The organism is Rhizobium sp. BE258 (assembly GCF_031457345.1).
Classification (GTDB): Bacteria; Pseudomonadota; Alphaproteobacteria; order Rhizobiales; family Rhizobiaceae; genus Rhizobium.
Genome location: NZ_JAVDWL010000002.1, coordinates 1,026,024 through 1,052,800, shown reverse-complemented (window position 1 = coordinate 1,052,800; position 26,777 = coordinate 1,026,024). Strand labels below are relative to the sequence as shown.

21 protein-coding genes are annotated in these 26,777 nt (G+C 61.3%); 11 read left to right on the top strand and 10 right to left on the bottom strand.

Translation table 11 applies throughout. The features are described from left to right. Window positions 1–136: 136 nt before the first annotated feature. Entirely contained in the window at window positions 137–1,945 is a 1,809-nt protein-coding gene (locus tag J2X43_RS10500) for a class I SAM-dependent methyltransferase (protein ID WP_310293735.1), read from the bottom strand. Window positions 1,946–2,153: 208 nt separating this feature from the next. Next, entirely contained in the window at window positions 2,154–3,443 is a 1,290-nt protein-coding gene (locus J2X43_RS10495) for an ABC transporter substrate-binding protein (RefSeq protein WP_112384963.1), read from the bottom strand. Window positions 3,444–3,579: 136 nt separating this feature from the next. Here J2X43_RS10495 and J2X43_RS10490 point away from each other — a divergent pair, with 136 nt between their 5' ends. Genes J2X43_RS10490 through J2X43_RS10480 form a run of 3 tightly spaced genes read left to right on the top strand, consistent with a single transcriptional unit; the run spans window position 3,580 to window position 7,477 of the window. Beyond that, entirely contained in the window at window positions 3,580–4,608 is a 1,029-nt protein-coding gene (locus J2X43_RS10490) for a LacI family DNA-binding transcriptional regulator (protein WP_310293732.1), read from the top strand. Window positions 4,609–4,613: 5 nt separating this feature from the next. Further along, window positions 4,614–6,467, top strand: a complete 1,854-nt coding sequence (locus tag J2X43_RS10485; protein WP_310293730.1) for a DUF2264 domain-containing protein — start codon at window positions 4,614–4,616, stop codon at window positions 6,465–6,467. Continuing rightward, window positions 6,464–7,477 (top strand): hydroxyacid dehydrogenase, encoded by a 1,014-nt coding sequence (locus J2X43_RS10480; RefSeq protein WP_310293728.1) that lies wholly within the window; start codon window positions 6,464–6,466, stop codon window positions 7,475–7,477. Before J2X43_RS10485 ends, J2X43_RS10480 begins: the two co-directional genes overlap by 4 nt. Before the next feature lie 62 nt (window positions 7,478–7,539). On the opposite strand, the gene J2X43_RS10475 is transcribed toward J2X43_RS10480, so the two are convergent. The 5 genes from J2X43_RS10475 to J2X43_RS10455 form a co-directional block, all read right to left on the bottom strand. Further along, on the bottom strand, window positions 7,540–8,814 hold the full coding sequence (locus tag J2X43_RS10475; RefSeq protein WP_310293727.1) for a Gfo/Idh/MocA family oxidoreductase: 1,275 nt from the start codon (window positions 8,812–8,814) through the stop codon (window positions 7,540–7,542). Between the two features lie 42 nt (window positions 8,815–8,856). Further along, window positions 8,857–9,687: a sugar phosphate isomerase/epimerase family protein gene (locus J2X43_RS10470; RefSeq protein WP_310293725.1), complete on the bottom strand. Its 831-nt coding sequence runs from the start codon at window positions 9,685–9,687 to the stop codon at window positions 8,857–8,859. 24 nt (window positions 9,688–9,711) lie between these two features. After that, window positions 9,712–10,878, bottom strand: coding sequence for a dihydrodipicolinate synthase family protein (locus J2X43_RS10465; protein ID WP_310293723.1), 1,167 nt, complete (start codon window positions 10,876–10,878; stop codon window positions 9,712–9,714). A 2-nt stretch (window positions 10,879–10,880) separates the two neighbouring features. Next, window positions 10,881–12,029: a Gfo/Idh/MocA family protein gene (locus tag J2X43_RS10460; protein ID WP_112384969.1), complete on the bottom strand. Its 1,149-nt coding sequence runs from the start codon at window positions 12,027–12,029 to the stop codon at window positions 10,881–10,883. A gap of 130 nt (window positions 12,030–12,159) precedes the next feature. Then, complete coding sequence (locus J2X43_RS10455) at window positions 12,160–12,837, bottom strand: TetR/AcrR family transcriptional regulator (protein ID WP_112514374.1); 678 nt, start codon at window positions 12,835–12,837, stop codon at window positions 12,160–12,162. Window positions 12,838–13,044: 207 nt separating this feature from the next. Here J2X43_RS10455 and J2X43_RS10450 point away from each other — a divergent pair, with 207 nt between their 5' ends. From J2X43_RS10450 to J2X43_RS10420, 7 genes are all read left to right on the top strand, one after another. Then, window positions 13,045–14,331, top strand: a complete 1,287-nt coding sequence (locus J2X43_RS10450) for an ABC transporter substrate-binding protein (protein ID WP_112384971.1) — start codon at window positions 13,045–13,047, stop codon at window positions 14,329–14,331. Between the two features lie 5 nt (window positions 14,332–14,336). Further along, window positions 14,337–15,299 (top strand): carbohydrate ABC transporter permease, encoded by a 963-nt coding sequence (locus tag J2X43_RS10445; RefSeq protein WP_112539858.1) that lies wholly within the window; start codon window positions 14,337–14,339, stop codon window positions 15,297–15,299. Continuing rightward, the gene (locus tag J2X43_RS10440) at window positions 15,292–16,179 is read left to right on the top strand and encodes a carbohydrate ABC transporter permease (RefSeq protein ID WP_112384973.1); all 888 of its coding nucleotides are present in this window, start codon (window positions 15,292–15,294) and stop codon (window positions 16,177–16,179) included. The genes J2X43_RS10445 and J2X43_RS10440 overlap by 8 nt, the downstream gene beginning before the upstream one ends. A gap of 20 nt (window positions 16,180–16,199) precedes the next feature. Further along, a complete protein-coding gene (locus tag J2X43_RS10435; RefSeq protein ID WP_310293719.1) occupies window positions 16,200–17,273 on the top strand; it encodes a Gfo/Idh/MocA family oxidoreductase in 1,074 nt (357 codons plus the stop codon). A gap of 25 nt (window positions 17,274–17,298) precedes the next feature. Further along, window positions 17,299–18,375: a sn-glycerol-3-phosphate ABC transporter ATP-binding protein UgpC gene (locus tag J2X43_RS10430; protein WP_310293717.1), complete on the top strand. Its 1,077-nt coding sequence runs from the start codon at window positions 17,299–17,301 to the stop codon at window positions 18,373–18,375. Between the two features lie 71 nt (window positions 18,376–18,446). Further along, on the top strand, window positions 18,447–19,322 hold the full coding sequence (locus J2X43_RS10425) for a phosphotransferase (protein WP_310293715.1): 876 nt from the start codon (window positions 18,447–18,449) through the stop codon (window positions 19,320–19,322). A gap of 1 nt (window position 19,323) precedes the next feature. Then, on the top strand, window positions 19,324–21,774 hold the full coding sequence (locus J2X43_RS10420; RefSeq protein WP_310293712.1) for an FAD-dependent oxidoreductase: 2,451 nt from the start codon (window positions 19,324–19,326) through the stop codon (window positions 21,772–21,774). 231 nt (window positions 21,775–22,005) lie between these two features. On the opposite strand, the gene J2X43_RS10415 is transcribed toward J2X43_RS10420, so the two are convergent. Both J2X43_RS10415 and uxaC read right to left on the bottom strand, forming a co-directional pair. After that, complete coding sequence (locus J2X43_RS10415) at window positions 22,006–23,460, bottom strand: mannitol dehydrogenase family protein (protein ID WP_310293710.1); 1,455 nt, start codon at window positions 23,458–23,460, stop codon at window positions 22,006–22,008. Beyond that, window positions 23,457–24,872 (bottom strand): glucuronate isomerase, encoded by a 1,416-nt coding sequence (gene uxaC, locus J2X43_RS10410; RefSeq protein ID WP_310293709.1) that lies wholly within the window; start codon window positions 24,870–24,872, stop codon window positions 23,457–23,459. The genes J2X43_RS10415 and uxaC overlap by 4 nt, the downstream gene beginning before the upstream one ends. A gap of 161 nt (window positions 24,873–25,033) precedes the next feature. Between uxaC and J2X43_RS10405 the strand changes: the two genes are divergently transcribed. Continuing rightward, window positions 25,034–25,243, top strand: coding sequence for a SlyX family protein (locus J2X43_RS10405; RefSeq protein WP_112514309.1), 210 nt, complete (start codon window positions 25,034–25,036; stop codon window positions 25,241–25,243). 41 nt (window positions 25,244–25,284) lie between these two features. Here J2X43_RS10405 and J2X43_RS10400 read toward each other — a convergent pair whose 3' ends face one another. Then, window positions 25,285–26,766 carry an NAD-dependent succinate-semialdehyde dehydrogenase gene (locus J2X43_RS10400; RefSeq protein ID WP_310293706.1) on the bottom strand — a complete coding sequence of 494 codons (1,482 nt, stop codon included), beginning with the start codon at window positions 26,764–26,766 and terminating at the stop codon, window positions 25,285–25,287. Between the last annotated feature and the right edge of the window lie 11 nt (window positions 26,767–26,777).

The following is a 26,777-nucleotide window of genomic DNA, read 5'->3' as shown; positions in this document are numbered from 1 at the left end:
CCATCAAGTCTCCCAACCCGGCCGCCCGCCTCTCGCGCACCGATCCTCGCCAAACCTCGCCGCAGATTACATCTGTTTGCGATTTTCAGCGAGGGCAGTTTGCAGCTGCGCTTGAAGTCAGATCAGCCGGCGCAGGTCAGGCGGTCCGCAGACTGTACCCGTTCACCGCGTCAAGCATCTCGCGGACCTTGCGGCGCTCGGCTTCCAGTTCCTGCATCAAAGCCTGATTCTGCTCTGTTAGTTTCCGGGACTGGCTCACCAGATCGCGGATATTGGCGAAGTTGATTCTCCGGCCGAGGGGCGCCACCAGCGCCGAGGCGTTGGGTTGCAGATTGATGCCCGTGACGGAACTATGGAAGCGGAGATCGGCAACGTAATAGTCGATGATCGTCTGAGCAGCCACGTCATATCCCAGATGCTCGTAGGTCTGGAAGATCAAGTCGCCGATCTTGTCCTTGGTATCGGACGTGGGAGGCGCCACGCCGCGCATGTCCGAGAGCAGGTCCCACAATGCGCGGAAAATCAAGTACCCGAACTCGATCGGCTGGTCATAGGACCATTCGAGGTCGATGAAGCGCTGCTGCTCACCGACGATCAGGTTGCGCGGAATCGCGTCGAGCAGCGAGCCCGGGATCATATCCGTCAAGGCTGAGGGTGCCGGATGGCCCATGCCGGTAAGGTGCTGTGCCAGCGCCTCGCGCCAGACACCGATCCAGTTTGCCAGATGAGCGGCGGACCAGCCATCCTGCAGCAGGCACCGCTTGCCGATGTCGCGCCACAGAAGTCCGTTCTCGAAGCTCTCGTTCTCGAGATTAATCTTCAACGGCCTTCCGGCGTCATCCTCGGAAGGCTTGAGTGCCTCGCGCTCGACCACCAGTTCATTGCCCTTGCGGACGAACCGCACCAGCTTCTGGTAATGGGCTTCTCGCCCGCCGGTGAAATGCGTCGCCATGACATCGTGTGCGGGGATGGCCCGATCGGAGGACACGAGAAGGAACGAGTTTGCGAGGTCGCCCTGAAGACCGTTTCGAGCGATCACATCCCAGGCGAGGTCCTGCTCGAACGCGAGAAGGCTCGGCCGCTGCGGGTCGGTATTGACGGCGCTGCGGATCAGCGACGAAAAGTCGGTCGGCAGGTCTGCATCAAGTGCCTCGTCGTTCAGCACGAAGCGGGGCAGCTTGTAGTCCGGGAAGGGGAACCAATATTTCTGATGCGGCAGGCCGGCAGCCTTGACGCGGTGCGACAGCTCGCGCTTGCCGAAGGTGACAGGCCCCGTCTGCGTATACTGGTCCTCGACGCCGACCATCGGCCTCGACAGGTGATCCTCGGGGAAGCCTGCGAGATACTTGAGGCCGATCTGGTTTTCGATGGCGATGATCAACTGGCCGCCGGGCTCCAGGAAGGACCGGGCCTTTGCCAGCATGTGATCGATCGCGTCCTGGCCGGCTTCCGCGCCGAAGAAGACACGGGCATATTCCAGCACGCCGATCAGCGTCACCGTCGCGAATTTCTGCTGCACCTCGAAATGCTGCAGTGGCTCGGCGAGTACGGTGACATTCGGAAGGTCGCGGCATCTCTCGGCAATGGTGTTTGCGCGGCGCGCACTGCCCTCGAGCGCGAGAACGGTATGGCCTTCCTCACCCAGGAAGCGGGTGATCGCGCCGCAGCCGGCGCCGATCTCGAGGATCGGTCCGCGCAGCATATGCTTGATCGGACGGAAGAGATTGGCGCGTATCGGGCTGAGATGGTAGTTCGACGGCCAGTCGGAGATCGCGCCTGCGAGCTCTTTCGAGAAGAGCGAGGTATCGGTCGCCGACTGCATGATATTCAGAATACGCGTTTCGGAAGCGTCGCCATCGTTATACCGAAAAGCGCCTCGGGCGTCCTGATATGTCCAGATTTTACCGTTCTTGCGGTAACCCGATGCCTGTAAGAGGTCTTGCATGTCTTCTCCATTACGGCCGTGCTGATTCTGACGGGTGGTGGGAAACCAGTGGCACGACAGGCTGGATTGAGGCTGACGAAGGCCCTTTCCGGAGGGAGGAGTGCTCATTGCAAGATAATAGACTTCCGTGGTCTCGATCTTGCTGCCGCCAACTGCAACGCAAAAGAGCCCGCATCGACGGGCTCTTTCGTTGTTTTCAGCTGAAACTTCAGCTTCTGATCGTCGCCTTGCCTTCTTCGACGAGCCGCTGCGCAGCCTCGGCGGGCGTGGTTCGTTCGAAGGCGAGTTCATCGGCGATCGGGCGGAACAGGCGCTGGTCGAACTCCGTCGATCCCAATGGCGCCGGTGCCGGATAGTCGCCGACCTGGTCCTTCAGAAGATCCACGTATTTGACCGCTGCCTGCTCCGTCGGGTTGAGATTCGGCAGGATCGCCTGGCGCACGGCCGGTGACATCGGTACGCCGCGCTCGACGCCGAGGATCTTGCCGGCATCAGGGTCATTGACGAAGAAGTCGATGAACTTGGCCGCAGCTTCGCCATTCTTCGTCGTCGCACCGACGCTCCAGATCAGTGCCGGGCGATAGTAGTGGCCGGAAGGTCCGCCCTTCTTCTCGCGCGGCAGCGTGGTGATCGCCAGCTTGTTCTTGGAGATCAGCTGGTAGCCGACGAGCTGGTTGGAATAGGCCATGCCCATAGCCGACTTGCCAAGCGCCAGCGCGTTTGTGTCGATGGTGTTCTGGTCGAGCGTTTGCACGTCGGCGGCGACTGTGCCACCTTTTTTGCGCAGGTCTTCCCAGAAGCTGTACCACTCCTTGGCATCGTCGACGCCGAAGCCGAGTTTGCCGTCGGCATAAAGGCTCTTGCCGCGCTGGCGCAGCCAGGCATCGAAGACATAGGTATAGCGGGCACCGTAGGGACCGCCCCAATAATTATCCTTGCCGCCGGCCTTGGTGAGCTCGACGGCAAGCTTGGCATACTCGTCCCAGGTCAGATCCGTCGTCGGAAGCGGCAGGCCCGCCTTTTCGAATACGGCTTGGTCGAAGAACAGCGCAAAGGAATTCAGCCCGAGGCCGATGCCATAGAGCTTGTTGTCTACGGTCGTCAGCTTCAGCATGTCCTTGCCGAACGCATCGACCTTCAGCGTCGATGGGACGAACTCGTCGAGAGCAAGGCAGGCGCCGCGCTTGGAATAATCGGAAATCGTTCCCGGCTCGAGCTGGAAGACGTCGGCAATGGCGCGGCCGGCCATCTGCGTCGCCAGTTTCGTCCAGTAGCCGTCACCGCTCATGGATTCGCCAACGATTTTCACACCTGGCGTCTTGCCTTCATAAAGCTTGGCAACGTCGAGTGTCCGCTTGGCGCGATCGTTCGATCCCCACCACATGGCGCGCAGCTCTGTACCTTCCGCATATGCGGGGATGGCGCTTCCGGCGCCGAAGGCAAGTCCGGTGGCGACGCCAGCCGAACCCATCAGAAATGTCCGTCGATTGATCTGCATGATGTTCCTCCTTGTGCCTGCCCCTCGCCGTCCTCCAACATCTGAGGGCAATGCGGCGAAGACTACGCAAAAAAAATAAACTTGCAAGAAATTATATAATAATTGCAAATTTGCATTATTTGCATAAGATCGGGCCATGAACGAAATGAAACCCAAACGGCCGCGGCAGGCCGATATCGCAACAGCGGCCGGCGTGTCCGTTTCCACGGTTTCTCGCGTGCTCGCAAATGAGCCGGGTATCAGCGGCAATGTGCGCGAGCATATTCTGCGGGTGGCCGCCGAACATGGCTATCAACCGAGGTCCACGGTCGAGCCGCCGCCCGGCGGGTTGGCGCTGATCGCCAGCGACGGGGTCACGGGCGGGCTCAGCGTCTTCTATGAAGCGATCGTCGAAGGTCTGCGGGCGAGCGCTCTGGAAGCTGGGATGGCTTTCGAAGTCCGGCTCATCCGGGAGGACCGCGCTACGCCCGAGGTTGTTCGCAGCTACATGACGACGGCGCGGGCCGAGGGGCTCTTTCTCGTCGGTATTGATCCGAGCGATGCGCTTCGCAGCTGGATCGAAGCGGAGAAAGTGCCGGTGGTGCTCGTCAACGGAACGGATCCCCGCCTGCAGATCGACGGCGTGTCTCCGTCAAACTTCTTCGGTGCCTATCAGGCAGCCGAGCGTCTGCTCGATGCCGGACATCGCAAGATCCTTCACTTCACCGGATCGCATCGCCATACGATCCGCGAACGCGTTCGCGGCTTCGATGCGGCTGTCGCCGTTCATGGCGGCGAGCGGCGACTGGTGTCGATGGGATTTCAGGGCAGCGCCTCGCGCGAGGCGCATGAGCTGATGGCTGCCATTCTCGCAGAAGACAAGGGTTTTACCGCCGCTTTCTGCATGAACGATTTCGTCGCCGTCGGCGTCCTCGAAGCCGTCACCGAAGCGGGCCTTCGCGTTCCCGAAGACTTTGCGATCGTTGGTTTCGACGATCTCCCCTGTGCGATGATGACCAATCCACCGCTATCGACGATGCATGTCGACCGGGCCGCGATCGGCCGAGAGGCGATTGCCTTGATGATCGCCCGCTTCCGCGACAGGACGGCTCCTGCGCGCCATGTATGCCATGCGGTCGTCCCGGTTGCCGGGGGGACTGTGCCAGATGCAAGAATCGATGAGTGATGCAGATGACTTATGATCCGGCCAGCGCCAATCCGCTCGCAGGCAATCCTCTCCAGACGCGCAGCGACATGAGCCGCGCCCTTCATGATCTCTTCAATCCGCTGCTTCCCTATTTTTCCGAGGGCAACGCGCGTGTCAGGCTCGATGGCGCGGGCGCACATTTCGACCGGGCGGCCGCTGATCTTGAAGGTTTTGCCCGGCCTCTCTGGGGCCTGGCGCCGCTTGGCGCCGGAAAGGGCGACTTCGCCCATTGGCAGCGTTTCGCCGACGGTATCGCCAACGGCGCCGATCCCAATCACCCGGAATATTGGGGCAAGGTCGGTGGCCGAGATCAGCGGATGGTGGAACTTGCGGCTCTGGGCTTTGCGATCGCGCTGGTGCCGGAGAAGATCTGGGAACCGCTCGATACCGCCCAGCGCGCCAATGTCATCGCCTATCTCAAGCATGCCCGCCAATTCGACTATGCCGACAACAACTGGAAATTCTTCCGCATCTTCGTCGACATCGCACTCGATCGCGTCGGGGCCGATTTCGATCGCAGCCTGACCAAGCAATATCTCGAAGAGCTCGAAGGTTTTTATGTCGGTGATGGATGGTACCGCGATGGCAATGTCCGCCGCGTCGATCACTACATTCCCTTCGCGATGCATTTCTACGGGCTGATCTATTCGAAGCTAGTCGATGACGACTATGCGAAGCGCTACCGGGAACGGGCTCTGCTCTTTGCTCAAGATTTCCGGCATTGGTTTGCCGACGATGGCGCGACAATCCCGTTCGGCCGCAGCCTCACCTACCGTTTCGCCTGCGCAGGCTTCTGGTCGGCGCTTGCGTTTGCTGATCTGGAAGCGCTGCCCTGGGGAGAGGTCAAGCATCTCTGCCTGCAGCACCTGCGCTGGTGGCGCGACAAGCCGATGACGAACCGCGACGGCATCCTGTCGATCGGCTTCGGCTATCCGAATTTGCTGATGTCCGAGAGCTATAATTCGGCCGGTTCGCCATACTGGGCGTTCAAGGCTTTCCTGCCGCTGGCAATCCCGGAAGATCATCCGTTCTGGACGGCGAAAGAGGCGGTACCGGCCGCCGCACCCGTCACACCGCAGCGCCATCCCGGCATGGTGATCATGCATACCGGCGAAGATGCGGTGGCCCTGTCATCGGGGCAGGAAAATCTTCAGATGCGGTTTGGTACCGAAAAATACGCCAAATTCGCATATTCGGCCCGCTATGGCTTTAGCGTCGAAGCCGACGAGCGGAGTTTTGCCGGCGGCGCGTTCGATTCTGCATTGGCTTTCAGCGATGACGGCTTTCACTATCTCGTCCGTGAAACCAATACGGTGGCGAAGATTGCCGGCGACGTGCTCTATGCAAAATGGTCGCCTTTCAAGGATGTCAGCGTCGAAACCTGGCTCGTTCCGGCGGCGCCCTGGCATATTCGCGTCCATCGCATCCAGTCGCCGCGTGCGTTGCAGATTGCCGAGGGCGGCTTTGCGATTGCCAAGCAGGATTTCGACCTCGATACGCTCGAAGCCGCGGCCGGCCAGGCCTGCGTCCTTGGCGAAGCTGACTTCTCCGGCATCGCTGATCTCGGCTCCAGCATCGAGCGCCACGGCCTCGTGCAAAAGGCATTGCCGAATACCAACATGATCGTTGCCAAGACCCTGGTGCCACAGCTGCGCGGTGAAATTCCGGCGGGAGAGACCGTGTTGTTCACGGCCGTCATAGCCACGGGAGATCGGCAGGCTGTGTCGCGGGCGTGGCTAACGCCACCTGGGAAGCCGGATTTGTCTTCGCTGGAAGCGATCGTCGCCAAGGAAGGCATCACGGTCAGCGCCATCGAGGCGCCAGGGCAAATGCCATGAGACAAACAGGTATTGCGCTTGCCATGCAGCCCGGGCAGCGGACGGAGCATGTTCTCCCTGATGCCTTGCTCGACCGGCTGGAACAGCTCGGTGTGCTGCTCGACCGGCAGCCGCTCGAGAATTTTGGCGATGCGCGCGCCAGGCGCATCCTTGCCGAAACCGAAATCCTGATCACCGGCTGGGGCGCGCCCTTTGTTGGTGCCGATGTGCTTGCGGCCGCGAAAGGGATGAAACTTGTGGCCCATGCCGCCGGCACGGTCAAAGGCATCATCGGCGAGGAGGTCTTCAGATCAGGTGTGCAGGTCACCCATGCGGCGGAGGCCAATGCCGTTCCCGTCGCGGAATTCACCCTTGCGGCGATCCTGTTTGCCGGCAAGCAGGTCTTTCGCTTCCGGGACTACTACACGGATGACCGGAACCGCGAGCGGACCTATCCGATGCAGCGGCTGGCGATCGGCAACTACGGCCGGACGGTCGGCATCATCGGCGCTTCGCGTATCGGGCGGCGAGTGATCGATCTGCTGAAACCCTTCGAATTCAAGATCCTGCTTTTCGATCCGACATTGAGCGCCTCGCAATGCGCAGAGCTGGGCGTTGCGAAATGCGACCTCGATACATTGATGCGGAGGTCGGATATCGTTTCGCTGCATGCGCCGTCGCTTCCATCGACCCGCCATATGATCGATGCGCGGAAGTTGGCGATGATGAAGGATGGCGCAACGCTGATCAACACGGCGCGCGGCGCAATCATCGATGAGGCGGCATTGCTGATCACGCTGGCCACCGGCCGGATTGATGCCATTATCGACGTCACCGATCCGGAGATTCCCGAGACGAGCTCGGCATTCTACGACCTGCCGAACGTGTTCCTCACGCCGCATATCGCCGGCGCGGTCGGATTGGAGCGTTCCAGACTTGGCGCAATGGCCGTCGATGAGATCGAGCGCTTTCTGAAGGGCGAGCCGCTGCTCTACGCGCTGACGCTGGCCGATCTCGACCGGCTTGCTTAGGGCCTGCGCCAATATCCGAAATTGAAAGCGCCAGCTCCACTCGAACTGGCGCTTCAATTTTATTAGCCGGCTTTTAGGCTATTCGGCGAACCGTCATTCGCGAGCTCCGGCATCAGGTCGGCGAGCGTCACCACCTTGCCGGTGCGCGAGCTCTCCAATGCTGCAATCCCGCAGAGAACAGACATTGCCCCGGCGCGCGTACCGGCGCGCTGATGCAGTCCATCTTCGATGCCGGGCTTGAAGATCATATTGCGCATCCGGTCGTCGCCGCCGTAATGCCCGCCGGACGAATGTGGAACGACGATGCGTTCGAGCGCTTCCTTGCCATTGGGGAAATTGCGGATCAGCAGGATCTCGTCTTCCTTCTTCACCTCCCATGGCTGCGTTTCATGCTGGCGAACCTCGATCCGGCCCTTGGTGCCGTTGAACGCCAGATGATGACCCTCGATCGGCTGGAAGGTGTTCAGCGAGTAGGAGACATGCACGTTGTTGCGGTAGCGGATGCTGACCACCATCGTATCGGGTATGTCGATATCCTCGCGGAAGACGCAGCCGTCGCGGAAATAGCCGTCGATCTTCGAGGGGTCCTCGTAAAGCGTGTCCAGGAACGGATCTGCCTCGAGGTCAAGATAGTAGTCACAGTCGGCGGTGTGAGGACAGAGCTTGCAACGCGGGCCGCGGAACGGCCCCTTGCGGCCGTAATTCTGCAGGTCGGCAAAGGATGTCACGGCTTCGGGATCGCTGTCGAGATACCAGTTCAGCAGATCGAAATGGTGTGTCGCCTTGTGGACGAAGAGGCTGCCCGAATTCTCGGTATATGCATGCCAGCGACGGAAATAGTCGGCGCCGTGCTTGGTGTTCAGGTACCAATGAAAATCGACGGAGGTGACGCGGCCGATCTCGCCGGAGTTCAGTAGCTCCTTGATGCGCGCTGCCGTCGGCGAATAGCGGTAGTTGAACGAAACATCGACGCGCTGGCCTGTCCGCTTCTCGGCGTCCATGATCCGCCGGATCTTGTCGACCGCCGTCGTCATTGGTTTCTCGGTGATCACGTCGATCCCGGCCTCGAGCGCCCGCACGACGATCGCGTCATGGGTATGGTCAGGCGTACAGACGATCACGAGGTCGGGCTTGACCTCCTTCAGCATCGCATCGATGTCGTCATAGATGGGGGCATTGCTGCCGATCATCGTGCGCGCACGCTCGCCGCGCAGCGAGTTCTTCTCGACGATGGCCACCAGATCCACATGCTCGCGCCAGCCGGCGAGCAGGTCTTTCCCCCACATCGTCGTCCCGCGATTGCCGGTCCCTATCAGTGCAAAACGGCGCTTCTCCATCGAATGATCCTCCTTCATACGTGCTGAAACGAATATATCCAATTAAACCAGGCAGCAGCCATGATACCGGTCGACGCAGGTGGCGATGACCTCCTCCGCCGGGCGCTTCCACCAGTTGTCTGCCGAAAAGATCTCGACCTCCTGCGCGCCGAAGAAGCCCGCCTTCTCGATCATCCGCCTGATGCCTTTAAGATCGATCACGCCGTCGCCCATCATGCCGCGGTCGGTCAGCATGTCCTTGGTCGGCACCAGCCAATCGCAGATGTGATGCGCGAAGATGCGCTTCATCTGCCCGGCGCGCGCGATCTGCTCGGCGAGTTCCGGATCCCACCAGACGTGATAGACGTCAATGGCGACGCCGACATCGGTACCGAGCAGTTCGCACATGTCGAGCGCCTGGCGCAGGGTATTCACGCAGGAGCGGTCGGCGGCATACATCGGGTGCAGTGGCTCGATCGCCAGCGGAACGCCCGAGGCTTTCGCATGCGGCAGGACGGCGGCGATGCCGTCCGAAACCATCTGCCGGGCAGCACCGATATCCCGCGATCCACCCGCCAATCCACCGACAACGAGCACCAGGCAATCGGCGCCAAGCGCAGCGGCCTCGTCGATCGCCCGTCTGTTGTCGTCGAGGTTCTTTTGCCAATCGCCGTCATTGGCTGCCGGAAAGAAGCCGCCGCGGCAAAGGCCGGTCAGCTTCAGGCCGTTCGATTTCACGATACGGACAGCCTCGTCGAGACCGGCCTTGGCGATCTGATCGCGCCAGGGCGCGATCCTGGTGATGCCGTGCTTCAGGCAGAGATCCACGGCTTCTGCAAATCCGCACTGCTCGCGGATCGTTGCGAGATTGATCGAAAGTCCTTCGACCTGCATGTCATGTCCTCCCTGCCTGATGGGTCACTGCACGCCGTGAACGGCAAGCACCTGCTGCATGCGGCTGACCGCGAGATCGGGATCGGCGAGGACCCGGGCCTTGTCGGCCAGCCGGAAAAGTTCGGCGAGATGAGTCAGAGACCTTGTGCTCTGCTGCCCGCCAACCATCACGAAATGGTCCTGCAGCCCGTTCAGATAGGCAAGGAACACCACACCGGTCTTGTAGAAGCGGGTCGGCGCCTTAAAGATGTGGCGCGACAGTGGAACGGTAGGGTCGAGCAGATCGAAAAACTCGTTGTTGCTCTGGCGCCCGAGCGCGTCCATTGCCGCCGAAGCCGCCGGTGCGATCGCATCGAAAATGCCGAGCAGGGCGTCCGAATGCCCCTCTTCGTCGCCGGCGATCAGTTCGGCATAGTTGAAGTCGTCGCCGGTGTACATGCGCACCGCCTTGGGCAACTGGCGGCGCATCGCCACTTCCTTTTCCTTCGAAAGCAGCGAAATCTTGATGCCATCGACCTTGGCGGCATTGGCTTCGATCACTTGAAGGCTCGTCGACATTGCCCTGATGTGATCGGCGTTGCCCCAGTAGCCTGCGAGCGCCGGGTCGAACATTTCACCCAACCAATGGATGATCACGGGTTCCTTGACCTGGCGAAGGATGCGGTCATAGACGCGGATATAGTCGTCCGGGCCCTTGGCGGCGGCGGCCAGCGCCCGGCTTGCCATCAGGATGATGCGTCCGCCCTCGGACTCGATGGCTTCGATCTGTTCTTCGTAAGCCCGGATGATCGTATCGACCGTCACATCAGGACCAGGTGTCAGATGATCAGTGCCGGCGCCGCAGGCAATCAGCGCGTCCTTGCGGGTGCGTGCTTCGCGCAGCGCCCGGCGGATCAGCTCGCGGGCCTCAGGCCAGCCGAGGCCCATGCCGCGCTGAGCCGTATCCATCGCCTCGGCAACGCCGAGGCCGAGATCCCAGAGCCGGTGGCGAAACGCAAGCGTCCGCTCCCAGTCGATCGCCGGTGTCAGCCACGGGTCGTTGTCTTGAAGCGGATCGGCCACCACATGGGCGGCCGCATAGACGACGCGCGGAAAATCCTTGGCATCGCGCGTCTTCAGCTCGATCGGCACGCCGGTCAGCTGATAGGGCGCGATCTTGCCGTCCAGCGGGAGATTGATCGTTCTTGCCATGATCAGAATTCCAGCCGGGGAACGTCAAGCCAGCGGCGTTCGGCCCACGACTTGAGGCCGAGTTCGGCGAGCTGCACGCCCTTGGCGCCAGCCTCCATGCCATAGGGCCACGGCGCATCTTCGGCGACATGGCGCAGGAACATTTCCCACTGCGCCTTGAAGCCGTTGTCGAAGACCTGCGTATCCGGTACCTCGTCCCAGGTCTTGTAGAAGTCGATCGTCTGCGGCTGATCGGGATTCCAGACCGGCTTCGGCGTATTGACGCGGTGCTGGGTCCAGCATTTCGTTAGCCCCGCGACCGCGGAACCATGCGTGCCGTCGACCTGGAACGTTACGAGGTCGTCGCGGCGGACGCGAACCGCCCACGACGAGTTGATCTGCGCGATCACCCCGCCTTCAAGTTCGAAGGTCGCGTAGGCGGCGTCGTCGGTATCGCAAGGATAGGTCTTGCCCTGTTCGTCGACGCGGCTGCCGATATGGGTGGCACCGAGGCAGGAGACGGATTTCACCTCGCCAAAGAGATTGTCGAGCACGTAGCGCCAGTGGCACAGCATATCCAGGATGATGCCGCCGCCGTCGCCCTTGCGGTAGTTCCAGGACGGGCGCTGTGCCGGCACGCCCCAGTCGCCCTCGAACACCCAGTAGCCAAACTCGCCGCGCACCGAGAGAATCTTGCCGAAGAAGCCGGAATCGCGCAGCAGCGCCAGCTTTCGCAGGCCGGGCAGGAACAGCTTGTCCTGAACGACGCCGTGCTTGAGCCCGGAAGAGCGGGCCTTCCGGGCAAGATCGACCGCAACCTGCAGGTCATCGGAAATCGGCTTTTCGCAATAGACATGTTTGCCGGCGTCAAGCGCCCGGGACAGCAGCTCGGCACGCATCAGCGTCGTGCCGGCGTCGAAGAAAATATGGTCGTCGGGGTTGGCAAGTGCGGCGTCAAGGTCGGTCGACCAGCGCTTGATGTTATGCTTCTTCGCCAGCTCTTCCATCTTGTCGCGGTTGCGGCCGACTATGATCGGATCGATCTCCAGCCGTTCCCCCGATTTCAGCAGAAGGCCGCCCTGATCGCGGATGGCCAGGATCGATCGCACCAGGTGCTGATTGTATCCCATGCGGCCTGTAACGCCGTGCAAAATGATCCCGAGACGTGCCATTTGTTCCTCCCTGCCAATCGTTTTCCGGCAGGGAGCGGGCTTGGCCCAGCCCTCCCAAGCCAGTAACTAAACAGTTACTTGATGGCAGAAGGAAACCGGACCTGTCAATAGGCAAATCCGTTTCGGCTTCTCAGCGCTTGATGGAGGCGAGCGTCACGTGGACGATATGGCGCTCCCAGGTGTCCAGATTCGTGGCCTCGATCAGGGGGCGGCCGAAGATGGTCGAGAGCGTGTACTGGTTGGAAAGATAGAAATATCCGAGCGATGCGATCGTCAGATAGACATGCAGCGGATCGGCCGTCTCGATGAAGACGCCTTCCTTCTTGCCGCGTTCAAGCACCTGGGCCAGTTCGCCGATCAGATGCGAGTGAAGCTCCTTCAGCCGCACCGATTGGCGCAGCCAGCGGGCGCGATGCAGGTTTTCGGTTCCGAGCAGACTGAGGAACTCCGGATGCTGGAGGAAATAGCGCCAGGTGAAGAGCGCGAGTTCCGTGATACCCTCTTCCGGATTGCGGTCGCCGATATGCAGCGCACGTTCGGCGGTGCGGATGCCGACATAGGCTTCTTCGAGCACGCGCAGGTACAGCTGCTCCTTGTCGCCGAAATAGTGGTAGAGCATGCGCTTGTTGGTGCCGGCACGTTCGGCGATCGCATCGACGCGGGCGCCGCCCATGCCGTTTTCGGCAAATTCCTGCGTTGCCGCCTCAAGGATCGCCGCCTTGGTCCGTTCGGGGTCGCGCTGAAGCACGCGCTCGCCGCTGGCGCGCTTCGGCTTTTTCTTGTCCCCAGTCTGGCCGGTATCGTTCATCGGCTTATCTCCCCAGACGCTAATGTTGCGCTCATAAGGCTTCGGTGCGAGGTTGTACAAGCGAAATTCGAAGAGGAGACCTCGCGAAACCAAGACCGCTTGACAGGCTTCGTGCTTGTCCATAGCTTGTAACCAATTAGTTATTTGTTGCAAGAGAAACCAGCAAGGAGCGTGTGGAGGCGCTCCCCAAGGGAGGAGGAAAAACAGATGACATTCAGCATTAATAGACGTGGCTTCATGGCGGGAGGGGCTTCGCTGCTCGCGCTTTCGGGTATGGGTGCCCCTGCATTTGCGCAGGACGCCCGTCTCCGCCTGATCTGGTGGGGCTCTCAGCCCCGCGCGGACCGCACCAACAAGGTGTCGGATCTTTACAAGGCCAAGAATTCCGGTGTTTCGATCACCGGCGAATTCCTGGGCTGGGGCGATTACTGGCAGAAGCTCGCGACCCAGGTTGCGGGCAAGAACGCCCCTGACGTGATCCAGATGGATTACCGTTATATCGTCGAATACGCCCGGCGCGGCGCTCTTGCTCCGCTGGAATCCTACATGCCCTCGAAGCTGCAACTCGGCGATTTCGATCCGGCTCAGATCGAAGGCGGCAAGGTCGACGGCCACCTCTATGGCATCAGCCTCGGCGCGAACTCGGCAGCGACTGTAATCAACACCGTTGCGCTGCAGGAAGCAGGCGTCGAAGCCCCGAACAACAAGACGACGTGGGAAGAACTCGGCAAGATCGGTGCTGAAATCACCAAGGCCGGCAAACGCAAGGGCTTCTTCGGCTTTGCCGACGGCAGCGGCGCCGAGCCGCTCTTCGAAAACTACGTTCGCCAGCGCGGCAAGGCGCTGTACACGGCGGATTCGAAGATCGCCTTTGGCGTCGAAGATGCGTCCGAATGGTTCGACATGTGGGCGAAGTTCCGCGAAGCCGGCGCCTGTGTGCCGCCTGATGTTCAGGCGCTCTACAAGGATACGATCGACACCGCCCCGCTGACGATGGGCAAGGCTGCGATCGACTATGCGCACAGCAACCAGTTCGTCGGCTTCCAGGCCGTCGTCAAGGACAAGCTGACGCTCAGCAACTACCCGCGCGTCACCGCGGACTCGAAGGGCGGCCACTACCGCAAGCCATCGATGTTCTTCTCGGTGTCGGCGCAGTCCAAGGTCCTCGATCAGGCCGTCGATTACGTCAACTTCTTCGTCATGAATCCCGATGCCGCCAAGGTGCTCGACGTCGAGCGCGGCATTCCGGAATCGAAGTCGATGCGTGATGTCGTCGCCGGTACGCTCGATGATGTCGGCAAGATCCCACTGAACTACGTGGCCAATCTTGGCGATCTCGCCGGTCCGTTGCCGCCACCGCCGCCGACAGGTGCCGGTGAAGGCCAGACGGTTCTGCGTCAGCTCGCCGAGCAGGTTGCCTTCGGTCAGGTAACCCCTGCCGATGCCGGCAAGCAGCTCGTGGATGAAATTACGCGCGTCCTCGCGCGGGGTTGAACCACATGAACAATGCGATGCGCACAACGGCCGACGGAGCCGTGACGGTGGAACGTTACCAGGGAGCAGTGGCAGACAGCCGCCTCAGGCGGCTGTGGAATGCCAATGCTCCAGGCTATCTCTTCCTGCTGCCCTGGCTCCTGGGTTTTTTCGGGCTGACGCTCGGCCCCGCCCTGATTTCTCTCTACCTGTCGTTCACGGACTTCGACATGTTGAGAGCGCCGGGCTGGGTCGGCACGGACAATTATGTGCGCATCGCCACTGCCGATCCGAAATTCGCCGCGGCGATGAAGGTGACGCTGACCTATGTCGTGCTCTCCGTCCCCTTCAAGCTCACTTTTGCGCTGATGGTGGCAATGGCACTGAACCGGGGCATTCGCGGTCTTCCTGTTTACCGCGCCATTTTCTATCTGCCCTCGCTGCTTGGCGGCAGCGTCGCCATCGCAGTTCTCTGGCGGCAGCTTTTCGCCGGTGACGGCCTTGTTAATGCGGCGCTGGCACAGTTCGGCATTCAAGGGCCGAGCTGGATCTCGCATCCGAGCTATTCGATCTACACGCTGGTGGCGTTGTCCGTCTGGCAGTTCGGCTCGCCGATGATCATCTTCCTCGCCGGTCTGCGCCAGATCCCGCAGGATATGTATGAGGCGGCCAGCCTCGACGGCGCCTCGACATTCCGCCAGTTCTACAAGATCACGCTGCCGCTTCTGACGCCCGTCATTTTCTTCAATGCCGTGGTGCAGACGATCGAAGCCTTCAAGGCCTTCACGCCTGCTTTCATCATCTCAGGCGGCACCGGCGGTCCGATCAATTCGACGCTGTTCTATACGCTCTACCTCTATCAAGAAGCCTTCGGCAATTTCCGCATGGGCTACGCTTCGGCACTCGCGTGGATCCTGGTGGTCATCATCGCGATCTTCACCGCCTTCTCGTTCCTGTCCTCGCGCTATTGGGTTCATTACGATGACTGAGATGACCGCTGCAGTCACCGCGGCCAGGCCGCCATCCGACATCAACAAGCGCAGCCTGCCGGGTTCGATCGTCGTCCATGCCCTGCTGATCGGTGCGTCGCTGCTGATGCTCTATCCGCTGCTCTGGATGCTATCGGCCTCGGTGCGCCCGGAAAACGAGATCTTCTCGTCGACCTCGATCATCCCGTCATCGATCGATTTCGCGTCCTATGTGCGCGGCTGGACCGGCCTCGATATCAGCTTCGGGCGCTTCTTCTGGAATTCGCTGGTCATCTCGCTGCTGACGGTCACCGGCAATGTCATCGCCTGCTCGCTCACGGCTTTCGCCTTCGCGCGTCTCCGCTTTGCCGGCCGGAATTTCTGGTTCGCGATCATGCTCGGCACACTGATGATCCCGTATCACGTGACGCTGATCCCGCAATATGTGCTGTTCCTCAACCTCGGCTGGGTCAACACCATCCTGCCGCTGGTCGTGCCGAAGTTCCTGGCGAGCGACGCCTTCTTCATCTTCCTGATGGTGCAGTTCTTCCGCGGCATTCCGCGTGAACTCGATGAAGCCGCAATGATGGATGGCTGCAGCGCCTGGCGGATCTATTGGAAGATCATGCTGCCGCTGTCGCTGCCGGTGCTGGCAACGGCTGCCATCTTCTCCTTCATCTGGACCTGGGACGATTTCTTCGGGCCGCTGATCTATCTGAACGACATGAACACCTACACGATCCAGCTCGGCCTGCGCACCTTTGTCGACTCGACCAGCGCATCGGACTGGGGTGGCCTGTTCGCCATGTCGACGCTGACACTGGTGCCGGTGTTCTTCTTCTTCCTGTTCTTCCAGCGCCTGCTGATCGAAGGCATCGCCACAACAGGCATGAAGCGCTGATGCCGATGGGAAAGAGTGACATGAGCATCAAGACTGTTGCCATCGTCGGCTGCGGTATCGGCCGTTCGCATATCGTCGAGGGCTATCTGCCGCATCCTGATCGCTTCAAGGTCGCAGCGATCTGCGATCTGAACGAGGAGCGGCTTAAGACCGTCGGCGACGAATTCGGCATCGAGCGCCGCACCACGTCCTTCGACGAGCTTCTGGCGGACGACGGTATCGACATCATCGATATCTGCACGCCGCCTGGCATCCACAAGGAGCAGGTGATCGCAGCGCTTGCAGCCGGAAAGCATGTCGTCTGCGAAAAGCCGCTGACGGGATCGCTGGCTGGCGTCGATGAGATCATGCGTGCCGAGAAGACAGCCAAGGGCACGCTGATGCCAATCTTCCAGTATCGTTACGGCGATGGCATCGAGCAGGCGAAGCGCATCATCGATGCAGGCATTGCCGGCAAGTTCTATATGGGTTCGGTGGAGACCTTCTGGCTGCGCAAACCCGAATATTACGCCGTGCCCTGGCGCGGCAAATGGGCGACCGAGCTTGGCGGTGTGCTGGTCACGCATGCGCTGCACCTGCACGATATGCTCTTCCATCTTGCCGGCCCGGCCGCGCGCGTCTTCGGCCGTGTCGCCACCCGCGTCAACGATATCGAGGTGGAAGACTGCGCCTCGGTGAGCCTTGAGATGCAGAACGGCGCCTTCGTGTCGCTCTCGTGCACCCTTGGTTCCCAGCAGGAAATCAGCCGCCTTCGGCTGCATTTCGAAAACGTCACGTTCGAGAGCAATCACGAACCCTACTCGCCGGGCAAAGGGCCCTGGCAGATCATCGCTGCAAACGATGGCGTACAGGCGCAGATCGACAAAACGCTCGCCGACTGGCAGCCGGTGGCGCCGCGCTTCAACACGCAAATGGTCCGCTTCCACGACTATCTCAGTGGCAATGGGCCGCTGCCGGTGACGTCGGCAGATGCGCGCCGCGCTCTGGAGCTGGTGACAGCAATCTATCAATCCTCGGACAGCGGAGCTGACGTTGCGCTGCCGATCGGGCCGGAGAGCCCCAAATACGCCGACTGGCGTGCAAAAACGCGATAACGGGATCAGGAGAGGATTTGGGAAGATGGCAACGAGTGTCGTTCTTCAGAAGGTCGAGAAGCGCTACGGGTCGCTGGATGTCATTCATGGCATCGACCTGACGATCGATCCCGGTGAGTTCACCGTCTTCGTCGGCCCGTCCGGCTGTGGCAAGTCCACGCTGCTGCGGATGATCGCCGGGCTCGAGGAGATTTCCGGCGGCGCCCTGCTTCTGGACAACGAGCGCATGAACGAGGTCGCGCCGGCAAAGCGCGGGATCGCCATGGTGTTCCAGTCCTATGCGCTTTATCCGCATATGTCGGTCTACAAGAATCTGGCTTTCGGGCTGGAGACAGCCGGCTACAAGAAAGCTGAAATCGAGCCGAAGGTGCGCCGCGCCGCCGAGATTCTGCAGATCGAAAAGCTGCTGGAACGCAAGCCCAAGGCACTTTCCGGCGGCCAGCGCCAGCGTGTTGCTATCGGCCGCGCCATTGTCCGGGAGCCACGCATCTTCCTCTTCGACGAGCCGCTGTCGAACCTTGATGCCGAACTGCGCGTGCAGATGCGCGTCGAGATTTCCCGGCTGCACAGCAGCCTTGGCAATACGATGATCTATGTGACGCACGATCAGGTCGAGGCCATGACCATGGCAGACAAGATCGTCGTGCTGAATTCCGGCCGCATCGAGCAGGTCGGAGCCCCGCTCGACCTCTACAACAACCCGGCCAACCGTTTCGTCGCCGGTTTCATCGGCAGCCCGAAGATGAACTTCCTGAAGGCGAAGATCGAGCAGGTGAATGAAGGGGACACGAGTGTCAGCGTCTGCGGCAGTTCGATCCGGCTGCCTCGACGCCTGAAGGGCTCCGCAGGCCAGGATGTGACATTCGGAATTCGCCCTGAGCATCTCGGCGTTGCCGATGCCGGAACGGCGCTTGCGACCGTCAATGTCGATCTCGTCGAAAATCTCGGCGGCGCCACGATGCTTTACACGACGACGCCGGATGGCCAGCAGCTGACCATCGCTCTCGATGGCCAGCAGAAGGTCGAGCGCGGCACCAATGTGAAGACATCCTTCGATCCGGCCCGCTGTCACGTCTTCGACGCGTCCGGCGCCACGATCTGACCGGGCCTCTGCTTGACAGCCGATCCCCCTCTGGCCCATCATTTTGAAAATGGGCCGCGAGGGGGACAAGCGTGACGCCTGAAGATAGGATTCATGCACTCGGCATCTGGCACGGGCCGGTCGAGATCGAACCTATCACCGGCGGCATCACCAACCGCAACTACCTCGTCAGGGATCGCAGCACGCGGCGTGTCGTGCGGCTGGGTGATGATATCCCGGTTCATCACATCAACCGCCAGAATGAGCTCGCCGCCAGCATCGCTGCCCATGCCGCCGGTCTTTCGCCCGCCGTCATCCATCATGCGCCCGGTATCCTCGTTCTGGACTTCATCGAATCGCGGGCGCTGTCTGCGGCTGATCTGCAGGATGAAGCAACCTTGCTGCGGACGCTGCCGCTGGTCCGGGCCTGCCACGGCGACATCGCTCGCCACTTCCGCGGCCAGGCGATGATCTTCTGGGTCTTCCACGTGATCCGGGATTATGCGGCTAATCTTGCCGCAGCAGGTAGCGCCTACGCACCGCTTCTACCCGGCTTGCTTGAAAAGGCCGAGCGTCTGGAAGCTGCGGCCGGCCCCTTCGAAATCGGCTTCGGGCACAACGATCTGCTGGCCGCGAATTTCCTCGATGACGGCAAACGGCTTTGGTTGATCGACTGGGACTATGCCGGCTTCAACACGCCGCTCTTCGATCTCGGCGGCCTTGCCTCGAACAACGAGCTCCCGGAAGCCGCCGAACGGACGATGCTTGAAAGCTATTTCGAAAAGCCGCTGACCCCCGATCTCTGGCGCCGCTACAGCGCGATGAAATGCGCCTCTCTGCTGCGCGAGACGCTCTGGAGCATGGTCTCCGAGATCCATTCGACCATCGATTTCGATTACGCCGCCTATACCGCCGAAAATCTCGCCCGCTCCGAGCGCGCCTACAAGGCATTTGAACAGGATCAGTAGAATGACGAAGGAATTACCGAAGACGGCGAAGGCCGTGGTCATCGGCGGCGGTATCATCGGCTGCTCGACGGCCTATCACCTCGGCAAGCTCGGCTGGACCGATACCGTGCTGCTCGAGCGCAAGAAGCTGACATCGGGCACGACCTTCCACGCTGCCGGCCTCGTCGGCCAGCTGCGCACCAGCGCCAACATCACCCAGCTGCTCGGCTACTCCGTCGATCTCTACAAGAAGCTTGAAGCGGAAACCGGGCTCGGCACCGGCTGGAAGATGAATGGTGGCTTGAGGCTCGCCTGCAACGAGGAGCGTTGGACCGAGGTGAAGCGCCAGGCGACCACGGCGCAGTCCTTCGGCCTCGAAATGCATCTGCTGACGCCGCAGGAGGCTTTCGATCTCTGGCCGCTGATGACAACAGATGACCTTGTCGGCGCGGCCTTTCTGCCGACCGATGGTCAGGCTAACCCTTCGGATATCACTCAAGCGCTTGCCCGTGGCGCCCGCATGGCTGGTGTTTCGATCTTCGAAGACACCGAAGTCATCGACCTCGAGATCGACAAGGGACGTATCCGCGCCGTCATCACCGCCAATGGCCGCATCGAATGCGAGCGCGTCGTCGTCTGCGCCGGCCAGTGGACCCGCGCCTTCGCCGCGCGCTTCGGCGTCAACGTGCCGCTCGTCTCCGTTGAGCATCAATATCTGATCACCGAATCCTTCGGCGTACCCTCGAACCTGCCGACACTCCGCGATCCCGATCGCCTGACCTATTACAAGGAAGAGGTCGGTGGCCTCGTCATGGGCGGCTACGAGCCGAACCCGATCCCCTGGGCAACTGGCGGCATTCCCGACGGCTTCCACTACACGCTGCTCGACAGCAATTACGATCACTTTGAGCAGATCATGGAACAGGCACTGGCCCGCGTTCCCGCTCTCGAAACCGCCGGCGTCAAGCAGCTGTTGAACGGTCCGGAGAGCTTCACGCCTGACGGAAACTTCATCCTCGGCGAAGCGCCGGAACTGAAGAACTTCTTTGTCGGAGCGGGTTTCAACGCCTTCGGTATCGCGTCGGGCGGCGGTGCCGGCATGGCACTGGCCGAATGGGTAGCGAAGGGCGAGCCGCCCTACGATCTCTGGCCGGTCGATATCCGCCGCTTCGGCCGTCCGCATTTCGACACCGACTGGGTCCGCACCCGCACGCTGGAGGCCTACGGCAAGCATTATACGCTGGCCTTCCCCTTCGAAGAACATTCGAGCGGTCGCCCCTGCCGCAAGTCGCCGCTCTATGATCGGCTGAAGGCGCAGGGCGCCTGCTTCGGCGAGAAGCTCGGCTGGGAGCGGCCGAACTGGTTTGCCGATCTCTTCGCCAACGAGGAGCCTAAGGATATCTACAGCTACAACAGGCAGAACTGGTTCGACGCCGTTGGCCGCGAGCACAAGGCAGTGCGCGAGGCAGCCGTCATCTTCGACCAGACCTCCTTCGCCAAGTTCGTGCTGAAGGGCTGCGATGCCGAAGCAGCGCTCGGCTGGATCGCTTCGAACGACGTGGCAAAGCCTGTCGGCTCGCTTGTCTATACCCAGATGCTGAACGACAAGGGCGGTATCGAATGCGATCTCACAGTCGCCCGCATCGCCGAGAACGAATATTACATCGTCACCGGCACGGGATTTGCGACTCACGACTTCGACTGGATAGCCCGCAATATTCCTGAGGGAATGCAGGCCGAGCTGGTCGATGTCACCTCCGCCTATTCGGTTCTGTCGCTGATGGGGCCGAATGCCCGCGCCGTGCTGGAGAAGGTCACCTCATCGGATGTCTCGCACGCTGCCTTCCCCTTCGGCCGCGTCAAGACCGTCGGCATCGCAGGCTGCCCGGTCAGGGCGCTGCGCATCACCTATGTCGGCGAGCTCGGTTACGAGCTGCACGTGCCGGTCGAATACGCAACGACGGTCTATGACGCGCTGATGGCCGCCGGAAACGGCCTCGGTCTCGTCAACGCCGGCTACCGCGCCATCGAAAGCTGCCGCCTGGAAAAGGGCTATCGCGCCTGGGGATCGGATATCGGTCCTGACCATACGCCCGTCGAGGCTGGCCTTGCCTGGGCGGTGAAGACGAAAAAGAACACTCCCTTCCGCGGCCGCGATGCCGTGGAGCGTCAATTGACAGGTGGCGTCAAGAAGATGCTGGTCTGCTTCATGCCGGATGATCCTGATATCGTCCTGCTCGGCCGCGAAACCATCTACCGCGATGGAAAGCGCGTCGGCTGGCTCTCGAGCGGCGGGTTCGGCTACACGCTCGGAAAGGCGATTGGCTACGGCTACGTCCGCAACGTTGACGGTGTGACGGAGGATTTTGTGCTGTCAGGCAAGTACGAGCTCGATGTTGCGCGCGAGCGGGTGCCGTGCTCGGTGTCGCTGAAGCCGTTGTATGATCCCGAGATGACGCGGGTGAAGGGGTAGGCTGTTCCCTTGGGAGACCACGGGTGCCGCGAATGCTTCCCTCATTCCTGTGCCCTTAGGGCTGCGCCCACGGGACGTCACAGGAATCTAGCCACTGCGCGTCCGCGCGGTGAATGAATCTGTCAGTTAGACGAAGAGTCTTTCCGGCCCAAGGCCTTGGGCCGGCTGGATCCCTGTAACAAGCACAGGGGTGAGGAGGGAGAGGTTGGTGCCCTCTTTTCCGAGATCACCTCAGAACAACGGCAACCTGTTATCCTGGATCAGGATATCCAGCTTGTTCGCCACGTCTTCGGTCCAGATGACATTGTCCGTCAACGCCTTCGGGAACAGCCCCGGCAACTTGAACAGAGCCGCCGAAACGGCGCTGCCGTTGCGCGGCACGTCGGCGAGCAGCGTCGCAATCTCTTCCGCTCGCGGATCACGCAGCTCGTAGGCCTTGCCGTTGCGGTCGACGCCGATGGCATAGCGCATCCAGGCTGCGACGGCGATGGCGTAGGTCTCGGCCTTGCTGCCGTGGGCCAGTGCTTCGGTTGCCGGCTCCAGCAGGCGCTGCGGCAGCTTCTGCGTGCCGTCCATGGCGATCTGGTAGGTGCGGTGGGCGATCGCCTTGTTTGCAAAGCGGGCTATCAGTTCGTCGGCATAGTGGTCGAGATCGATGCCCGGAACCGGATCGAGCGTCTCGGCAGCGGCATTCATCTGACGCCGGGCAAGAGCCGCCAATCCTTCGTCGTCCATGACGTCGCGGATATATTCATAGCCGCCTATGTAGCCGAGATAGGCGAGCAGCGAATGCGCACCGTTGAGCATGCGCAGCTTCATCTTTTCATAGGCCGAGACCTCATCGACCATCAGCACGCCGACCTTGTCCCATGCAGGGCGGCCGTTGGCGAAATGGTCTTCGATCACCCATTGGGTGAAGGGCTCGGTCTCGATTGCTGCAAGATCTTGCCGTCCTGTCAGCCGCTCGGCATCCGCATAGGTGGCGTCGGTGCTGGCGGGCGTGATGCGGTCGACCATGGTCGAGGGGAAGGGCACATTGGTTTCGATCCAGGTGCGAAGCTCCGGATCGACACGGCCGGCGAAATCGAGGACGAGGCGCTTCAGCACCGCGCCGTTGCTCGGCAGATTATCGCAGCTGAGCGGCGTGAAGGGGGCGATACCCTTGGCGCGGCGGCGGGCAAGGCCTTCGACCAGATAGCCGACGACGCCGCGCGGCGCGTGGCGGTCGGCAAGATCGGCGGCAACATCCGGATGCGTCAGATCAAGTCCGCCGGTACGCACGTCGAGGCCATAGGCCTTTTCCGTCACCGTCAGGCTGACGATGCCGATCGCCGGGTCTTCGAGACGCGACAAGAGCAGCGACGGATCGCGCGGAGCCACATGCGCCTTCAGGATCGGACCGATCACCTCGGCCGTGGTGCCCGACGTATCACGGATCAACACGGTGTAGAGGCCGTTCTGGGCGTTGAGATTATCGGCAACGTCAGGCGTGCGCAGGCTCGCCACCTCGATGCCCCAGTCGCCGCCGTCAGCGGCCAGCGCCGCATCCGTAAACGGCGCGAAATGGGCACGGAAGAAGGCGCCGGGGCCGAGATGCAGGATGCCCGCCTTCAGCGCGCTGCGGTCATAGGCGGGAAGCTTTGCGGTCGGCGCCAGGCCGTTCAGGTCCTTCAGTCGATTGCTCACAGCTTGTAGGCCTTCTTCGCGTTGTCATAGGAGAGTTCGCGCGCGACGATTGCCGCATCTTTCCTGGAGATCCGGTGCTCGGCGGCAAGCTGCGCCAGGAAGCCGCAAACCTCGCGGCGCCAGACGTCGTGGCGGGCGGGGATCGAGAGCAAGGCGCGGGTATCGTCGTTGAAGCCGGCAAGATTTGCAAAGCCGGCGGTCTCGACGACCTGGTCGAGATAGCGGCGGATGCCATTCGGGCTGTCGTGGAACCACCAGGGTGGGCCAATCATCAGGCATTCCCAATGTCCGGCCATCGGCGCCAGCTCGCGCGAATAGGTCGTCTCGTCGAGCGTGAAGAGCAGGATGCGAAGGCCCTGCGAATGGCCGTACTTGAACAGCAACGCATTGAGCCCGCCGATCCAGTCAGTCCGGGTCGGAATATCGGCGCCCATGTTCGGACCGCGGGTCGCAAACAGACCGCTGTCGGTGTTGCGGCGCGAGCCCGCGTGGATCTGCATGACCATTCCGTCTTCGGCCGAAAGCCCGGCCATCTCGGTCATCATCTGACCACGGAACAGCTCGGCATCGGCAGCCGAAAGTGGACCCTTCAATGCCTTGTCGAGAAGCGCCTGCCGCTCGGTGGCCGAGAGGTCGGCGGTGAATGCGGTCGGTACGCCGTGGTCGGTCGCTGTGGCGCCGAACTGGCGGAAATAGGCGCGGCGCTTGCGATGCGCGTCGATCATCCCGTCCCATTTGGTGACGTCAGAGCCGGCGATCTCACCGAACTTGATGAGATTGTCGCGGAAGCCGACGGCGTCAGGATCTGTAACGCTATCAGGGCGGTATGTCGTACGAACCTTACCGATCCAGCCATCCTTCTGCATTTTCTGGTGATGCACCAGAGGGTCCAGCGCGCCTTCTGTCGTGGCGATCGTTTCGATGCCGAAGCGCTGATGCAGCGCACGCGGGCGGAACTCGGGCTTGGCAAGTTGCTCGTTGATATGATCGTAGAGCGTGTCGGCATTCTCAGGCGTCAGCGGTTCGGTACAGCCGAGCACGGCAGACATCGCATGATCGACCCAGAGGCTGGACGGCGTGCCGCGGAAGAGCTGATATTTGGCAGCGAAAGCGCGCCAGATGTCACGGCCCTTGGCGACAGGCTTGCCGTCAAGCCGGGGAACACCGAGCTCATCGAGCTTGGTGCCGGTGCTGTGCAGCATGCGGAACAGATAATGGTCGGGGATGACGAGCAGCGATGCGGCATCTTCAAATGGTTTGTCGTCAGCGAACCACGAGGGCTCGGTATGCCCATGCGGGCTGACGATCGGCAGACCGGTGACCGTCTCGTAGAGGTCGCGCGCGATGCTGCGGGTTGCCGGATCGGCCGGAAAAAGCCGGTCCTGGTGAAGAAAGCCGTTTCGTGAATCCATAAGATTTCCTCCCTGATGGGTTAGGGCCTACTCCACGATCAAAGACACGGCAAGGCCCATTAGTAACCAATGAGTTCACTTTAGGAATCGATGCTGGGCGCCCCATTGACGCAGCCGCCGCTATAGGTTTTGGAAGAGCAGCAAACCGGTGGAGAACAACGATGGCCGAAGACATCAGCCGCATTACCCAGCTTGAAGAAGCCTTGGCCCATCAGGCAAAGACCATCGAAGAGCTTTCGGATCAGCTTGCCGAGCAATGGAAGGTGGTCGAACAGACCCGGGCGAAGCTGGACCGCTTGACGGAACGCTTCCTGTCGCTCGAAGAGCAATCGCTGGAAGCGCCGGCGGTGACAAGGCCGCCGCATTATTGAATGCCGAAATGAAAAGGGCGCCCGGAGGCACCCTTTCGATTTTAGAGATTGCCGATGCAGAGATATTTCATCTCGAGGTAATCATCGGCGCCATGGCGCGAGCCTTCGCGGCCGTTGCCGGATTGCTTGATACCGCCGAAGGGCGCGGTTTCCGTCGACATCAGGCCGGTATTGATCCCAACCATGCCGTATTCGAGCGCTTCCGCAACCTTCCAGACCTTCTTCAGATCGCCCGCGAAGAAATAGGCGGCGAGGCCGAACTCGGTGTCATTGGCCTGCTGGATCACTTCTTCGACGGTGTCAAAGCGGAAGAGCGGCGCGACGGGGCCGAAGGTCTCTTCCCTGGCGACCTTCATGCCCTTGGCAACGCCCGTGAGTACGGTCGGCGTGAAGAAGGTACCGGCACCTTCGATACGCTTGCCGCCGGTCAGCACCTTGGCACCCTTGGAGACCGCGTCGCTGACATGGTCCTCGACCTTGGCAAGACCCTGCTCGTCGATCAGCGGGCCGATGGTGACGCCCGATGTGAAGCCGTCGCCAACAGACATGGCTTCAACCTTGGCGGCCAGCTTGGCCGCGAAGGCATCGTAAACGCCAGACTGCACGTAGAGGCGGTTGGCGCAGACACAGGTCTGGCCGGCATTGCGATACTTCGAAGCGATCGCACCTTCGACGGCGGCATCGAGATCCGCATCGTCAAAGACGATGAAGGGTGCGTTGCCGCCGAGCTCGAGGCTGACTTTCTTGATCTGATCGGAGCACTGGCGCATCAGGATGCGGCCGACTTCGGTCGAGCCGGTGAAGCTGATCTTGCGTACCTTGTCGTTGCCGCAGAGTTCCTTGCCGATACCAGGGCCGTCTTCGCCGACGATGACGTTGAAGACACCGGCGGGAACACCGGCCTGTTCGGCGAGAACCGCAAGCGCGATGGCCGACAGCGGCGTCTGCTCGGCCGGCTTCGAAACGACGGTGCAGCCAACGGCAAGCGCCGGCGCGATCTTGCGGGTGATCATCGCTGCCGGAAAGTTCCAGGGCGTGATCGTGCCGACGACGCCGACCGGCTGCTTGATGACGATCATCCGCTTGTCATTCGACGGTGCCGGAATGGTCTCGCCGTAGATGCGCTTGGCCTCTTCCGCATACCATTCGATGTAGGCGGCGGCGTAAAGGATCTCGCCGCGCGCTTCTGCAAATGGCTTGCCCATTTCGGCCGTCAGGATCGCCGCCAGCTCGTCGGCATTGGCGACCATCAGGTCGAACCACTTGCGCAGGATGGCGCTGCGGTCCTTGGCGGGTTTTGCCGCCCAGGCGGGCTGGGCTGCATAGGCTGCGTCAATCGCCTTGCGGGTGTCTGCAGCGCCCATATCAGGGAGCGAGGCAAGAACTTCGCCGCTGGCCGGGTTCAGGACGTCGAAGGTTTTCGTTGCACCGCCCTTCGTCCATTCGCCGTTGATGTAGCCGGTGTCGCGCAGGAACGGAGAGGAGAAAGGGACGTGTTTGGTCAGTGCGGTCGTGAATGCCATGTCATTTACTC

What these genes read in the sequence shown, in the direction of transcription:
- J2X43_RS10500 (WP_310293735.1), bottom strand. Translation starts at nt 1,945, where the DNA reads ATGCAAGACCTCTTACAGGCATCGGGTTACCGCAAGAACGGTAAAATC.
- J2X43_RS10495 (WP_112384963.1), bottom strand. Translation starts at nt 3,443, where the DNA reads ATGCAGATCAATCGACGGACATTTCTGATGGGTTCGGCTGGCGTCGCC.
- J2X43_RS10490 (WP_310293732.1), top strand. Translation starts at nt 3,580, where the DNA reads ATGAACGAAATGAAACCCAAACGGCCGCGGCAGGCCGATATCGCAACA.
- J2X43_RS10485 (WP_310293730.1), top strand. Translation starts at nt 4,614, where the DNA reads ATGACTTATGATCCGGCCAGCGCCAATCCGCTCGCAGGCAATCCTCTC.
- J2X43_RS10480 (WP_310293728.1), top strand. Translation starts at nt 6,464, where the DNA reads ATGAGACAAACAGGTATTGCGCTTGCCATGCAGCCCGGGCAGCGGACG.
- J2X43_RS10475 (WP_310293727.1), bottom strand. Translation starts at nt 8,814, where the DNA reads ATGGAGAAGCGCCGTTTTGCACTGATAGGGACCGGCAATCGCGGGACG.
- J2X43_RS10470 (WP_310293725.1), bottom strand. Translation starts at nt 9,687, where the DNA reads ATGCAGGTCGAAGGACTTTCGATCAATCTCGCAACGATCCGCGAGCAG.
- J2X43_RS10465 (WP_310293723.1), bottom strand. Translation starts at nt 10,878, where the DNA reads ATGGCAAGAACGATCAATCTCCCGCTGGACGGCAAGATCGCGCCCTAT.
- J2X43_RS10460 (WP_112384969.1), bottom strand. Translation starts at nt 12,029, where the DNA reads ATGGCACGTCTCGGGATCATTTTGCACGGCGTTACAGGCCGCATGGGA.
- J2X43_RS10455 (WP_112514374.1), bottom strand. Translation starts at nt 12,837, where the DNA reads ATGAACGATACCGGCCAGACTGGGGACAAGAAAAAGCCGAAGCGCGCC.
- J2X43_RS10450 (WP_112384971.1), top strand. Translation starts at nt 13,045, where the DNA reads ATGACATTCAGCATTAATAGACGTGGCTTCATGGCGGGAGGGGCTTCG.
- J2X43_RS10445 (WP_112539858.1), top strand. Translation starts at nt 14,337, where the DNA reads ATGAACAATGCGATGCGCACAACGGCCGACGGAGCCGTGACGGTGGAA.
- J2X43_RS10440 (WP_112384973.1), top strand. Translation starts at nt 15,292, where the DNA reads ATGACTGAGATGACCGCTGCAGTCACCGCGGCCAGGCCGCCATCCGAC.
- J2X43_RS10435 (WP_310293719.1), top strand. Translation starts at nt 16,200, where the DNA reads ATGAGCATCAAGACTGTTGCCATCGTCGGCTGCGGTATCGGCCGTTCG.
- J2X43_RS10430 (WP_310293717.1), top strand. Translation starts at nt 17,299, where the DNA reads ATGGCAACGAGTGTCGTTCTTCAGAAGGTCGAGAAGCGCTACGGGTCG.
- J2X43_RS10420 (WP_310293712.1), top strand. Translation starts at nt 19,324, where the DNA reads ATGACGAAGGAATTACCGAAGACGGCGAAGGCCGTGGTCATCGGCGGC.
- uxaC (WP_310293709.1), bottom strand. Translation starts at nt 24,872, where the DNA reads ATGGATTCACGAAACGGCTTTCTTCACCAGGACCGGCTTTTTCCGGCC.
- J2X43_RS10405 (WP_112514309.1), top strand. Translation starts at nt 25,034, where the DNA reads ATGGCCGAAGACATCAGCCGCATTACCCAGCTTGAAGAAGCCTTGGCC.
- J2X43_RS10400 (WP_310293706.1), bottom strand. Translation starts at nt 26,766, where the DNA reads ATGGCATTCACGACCGCACTGACCAAACACGTCCCTTTCTCCTCTCCG.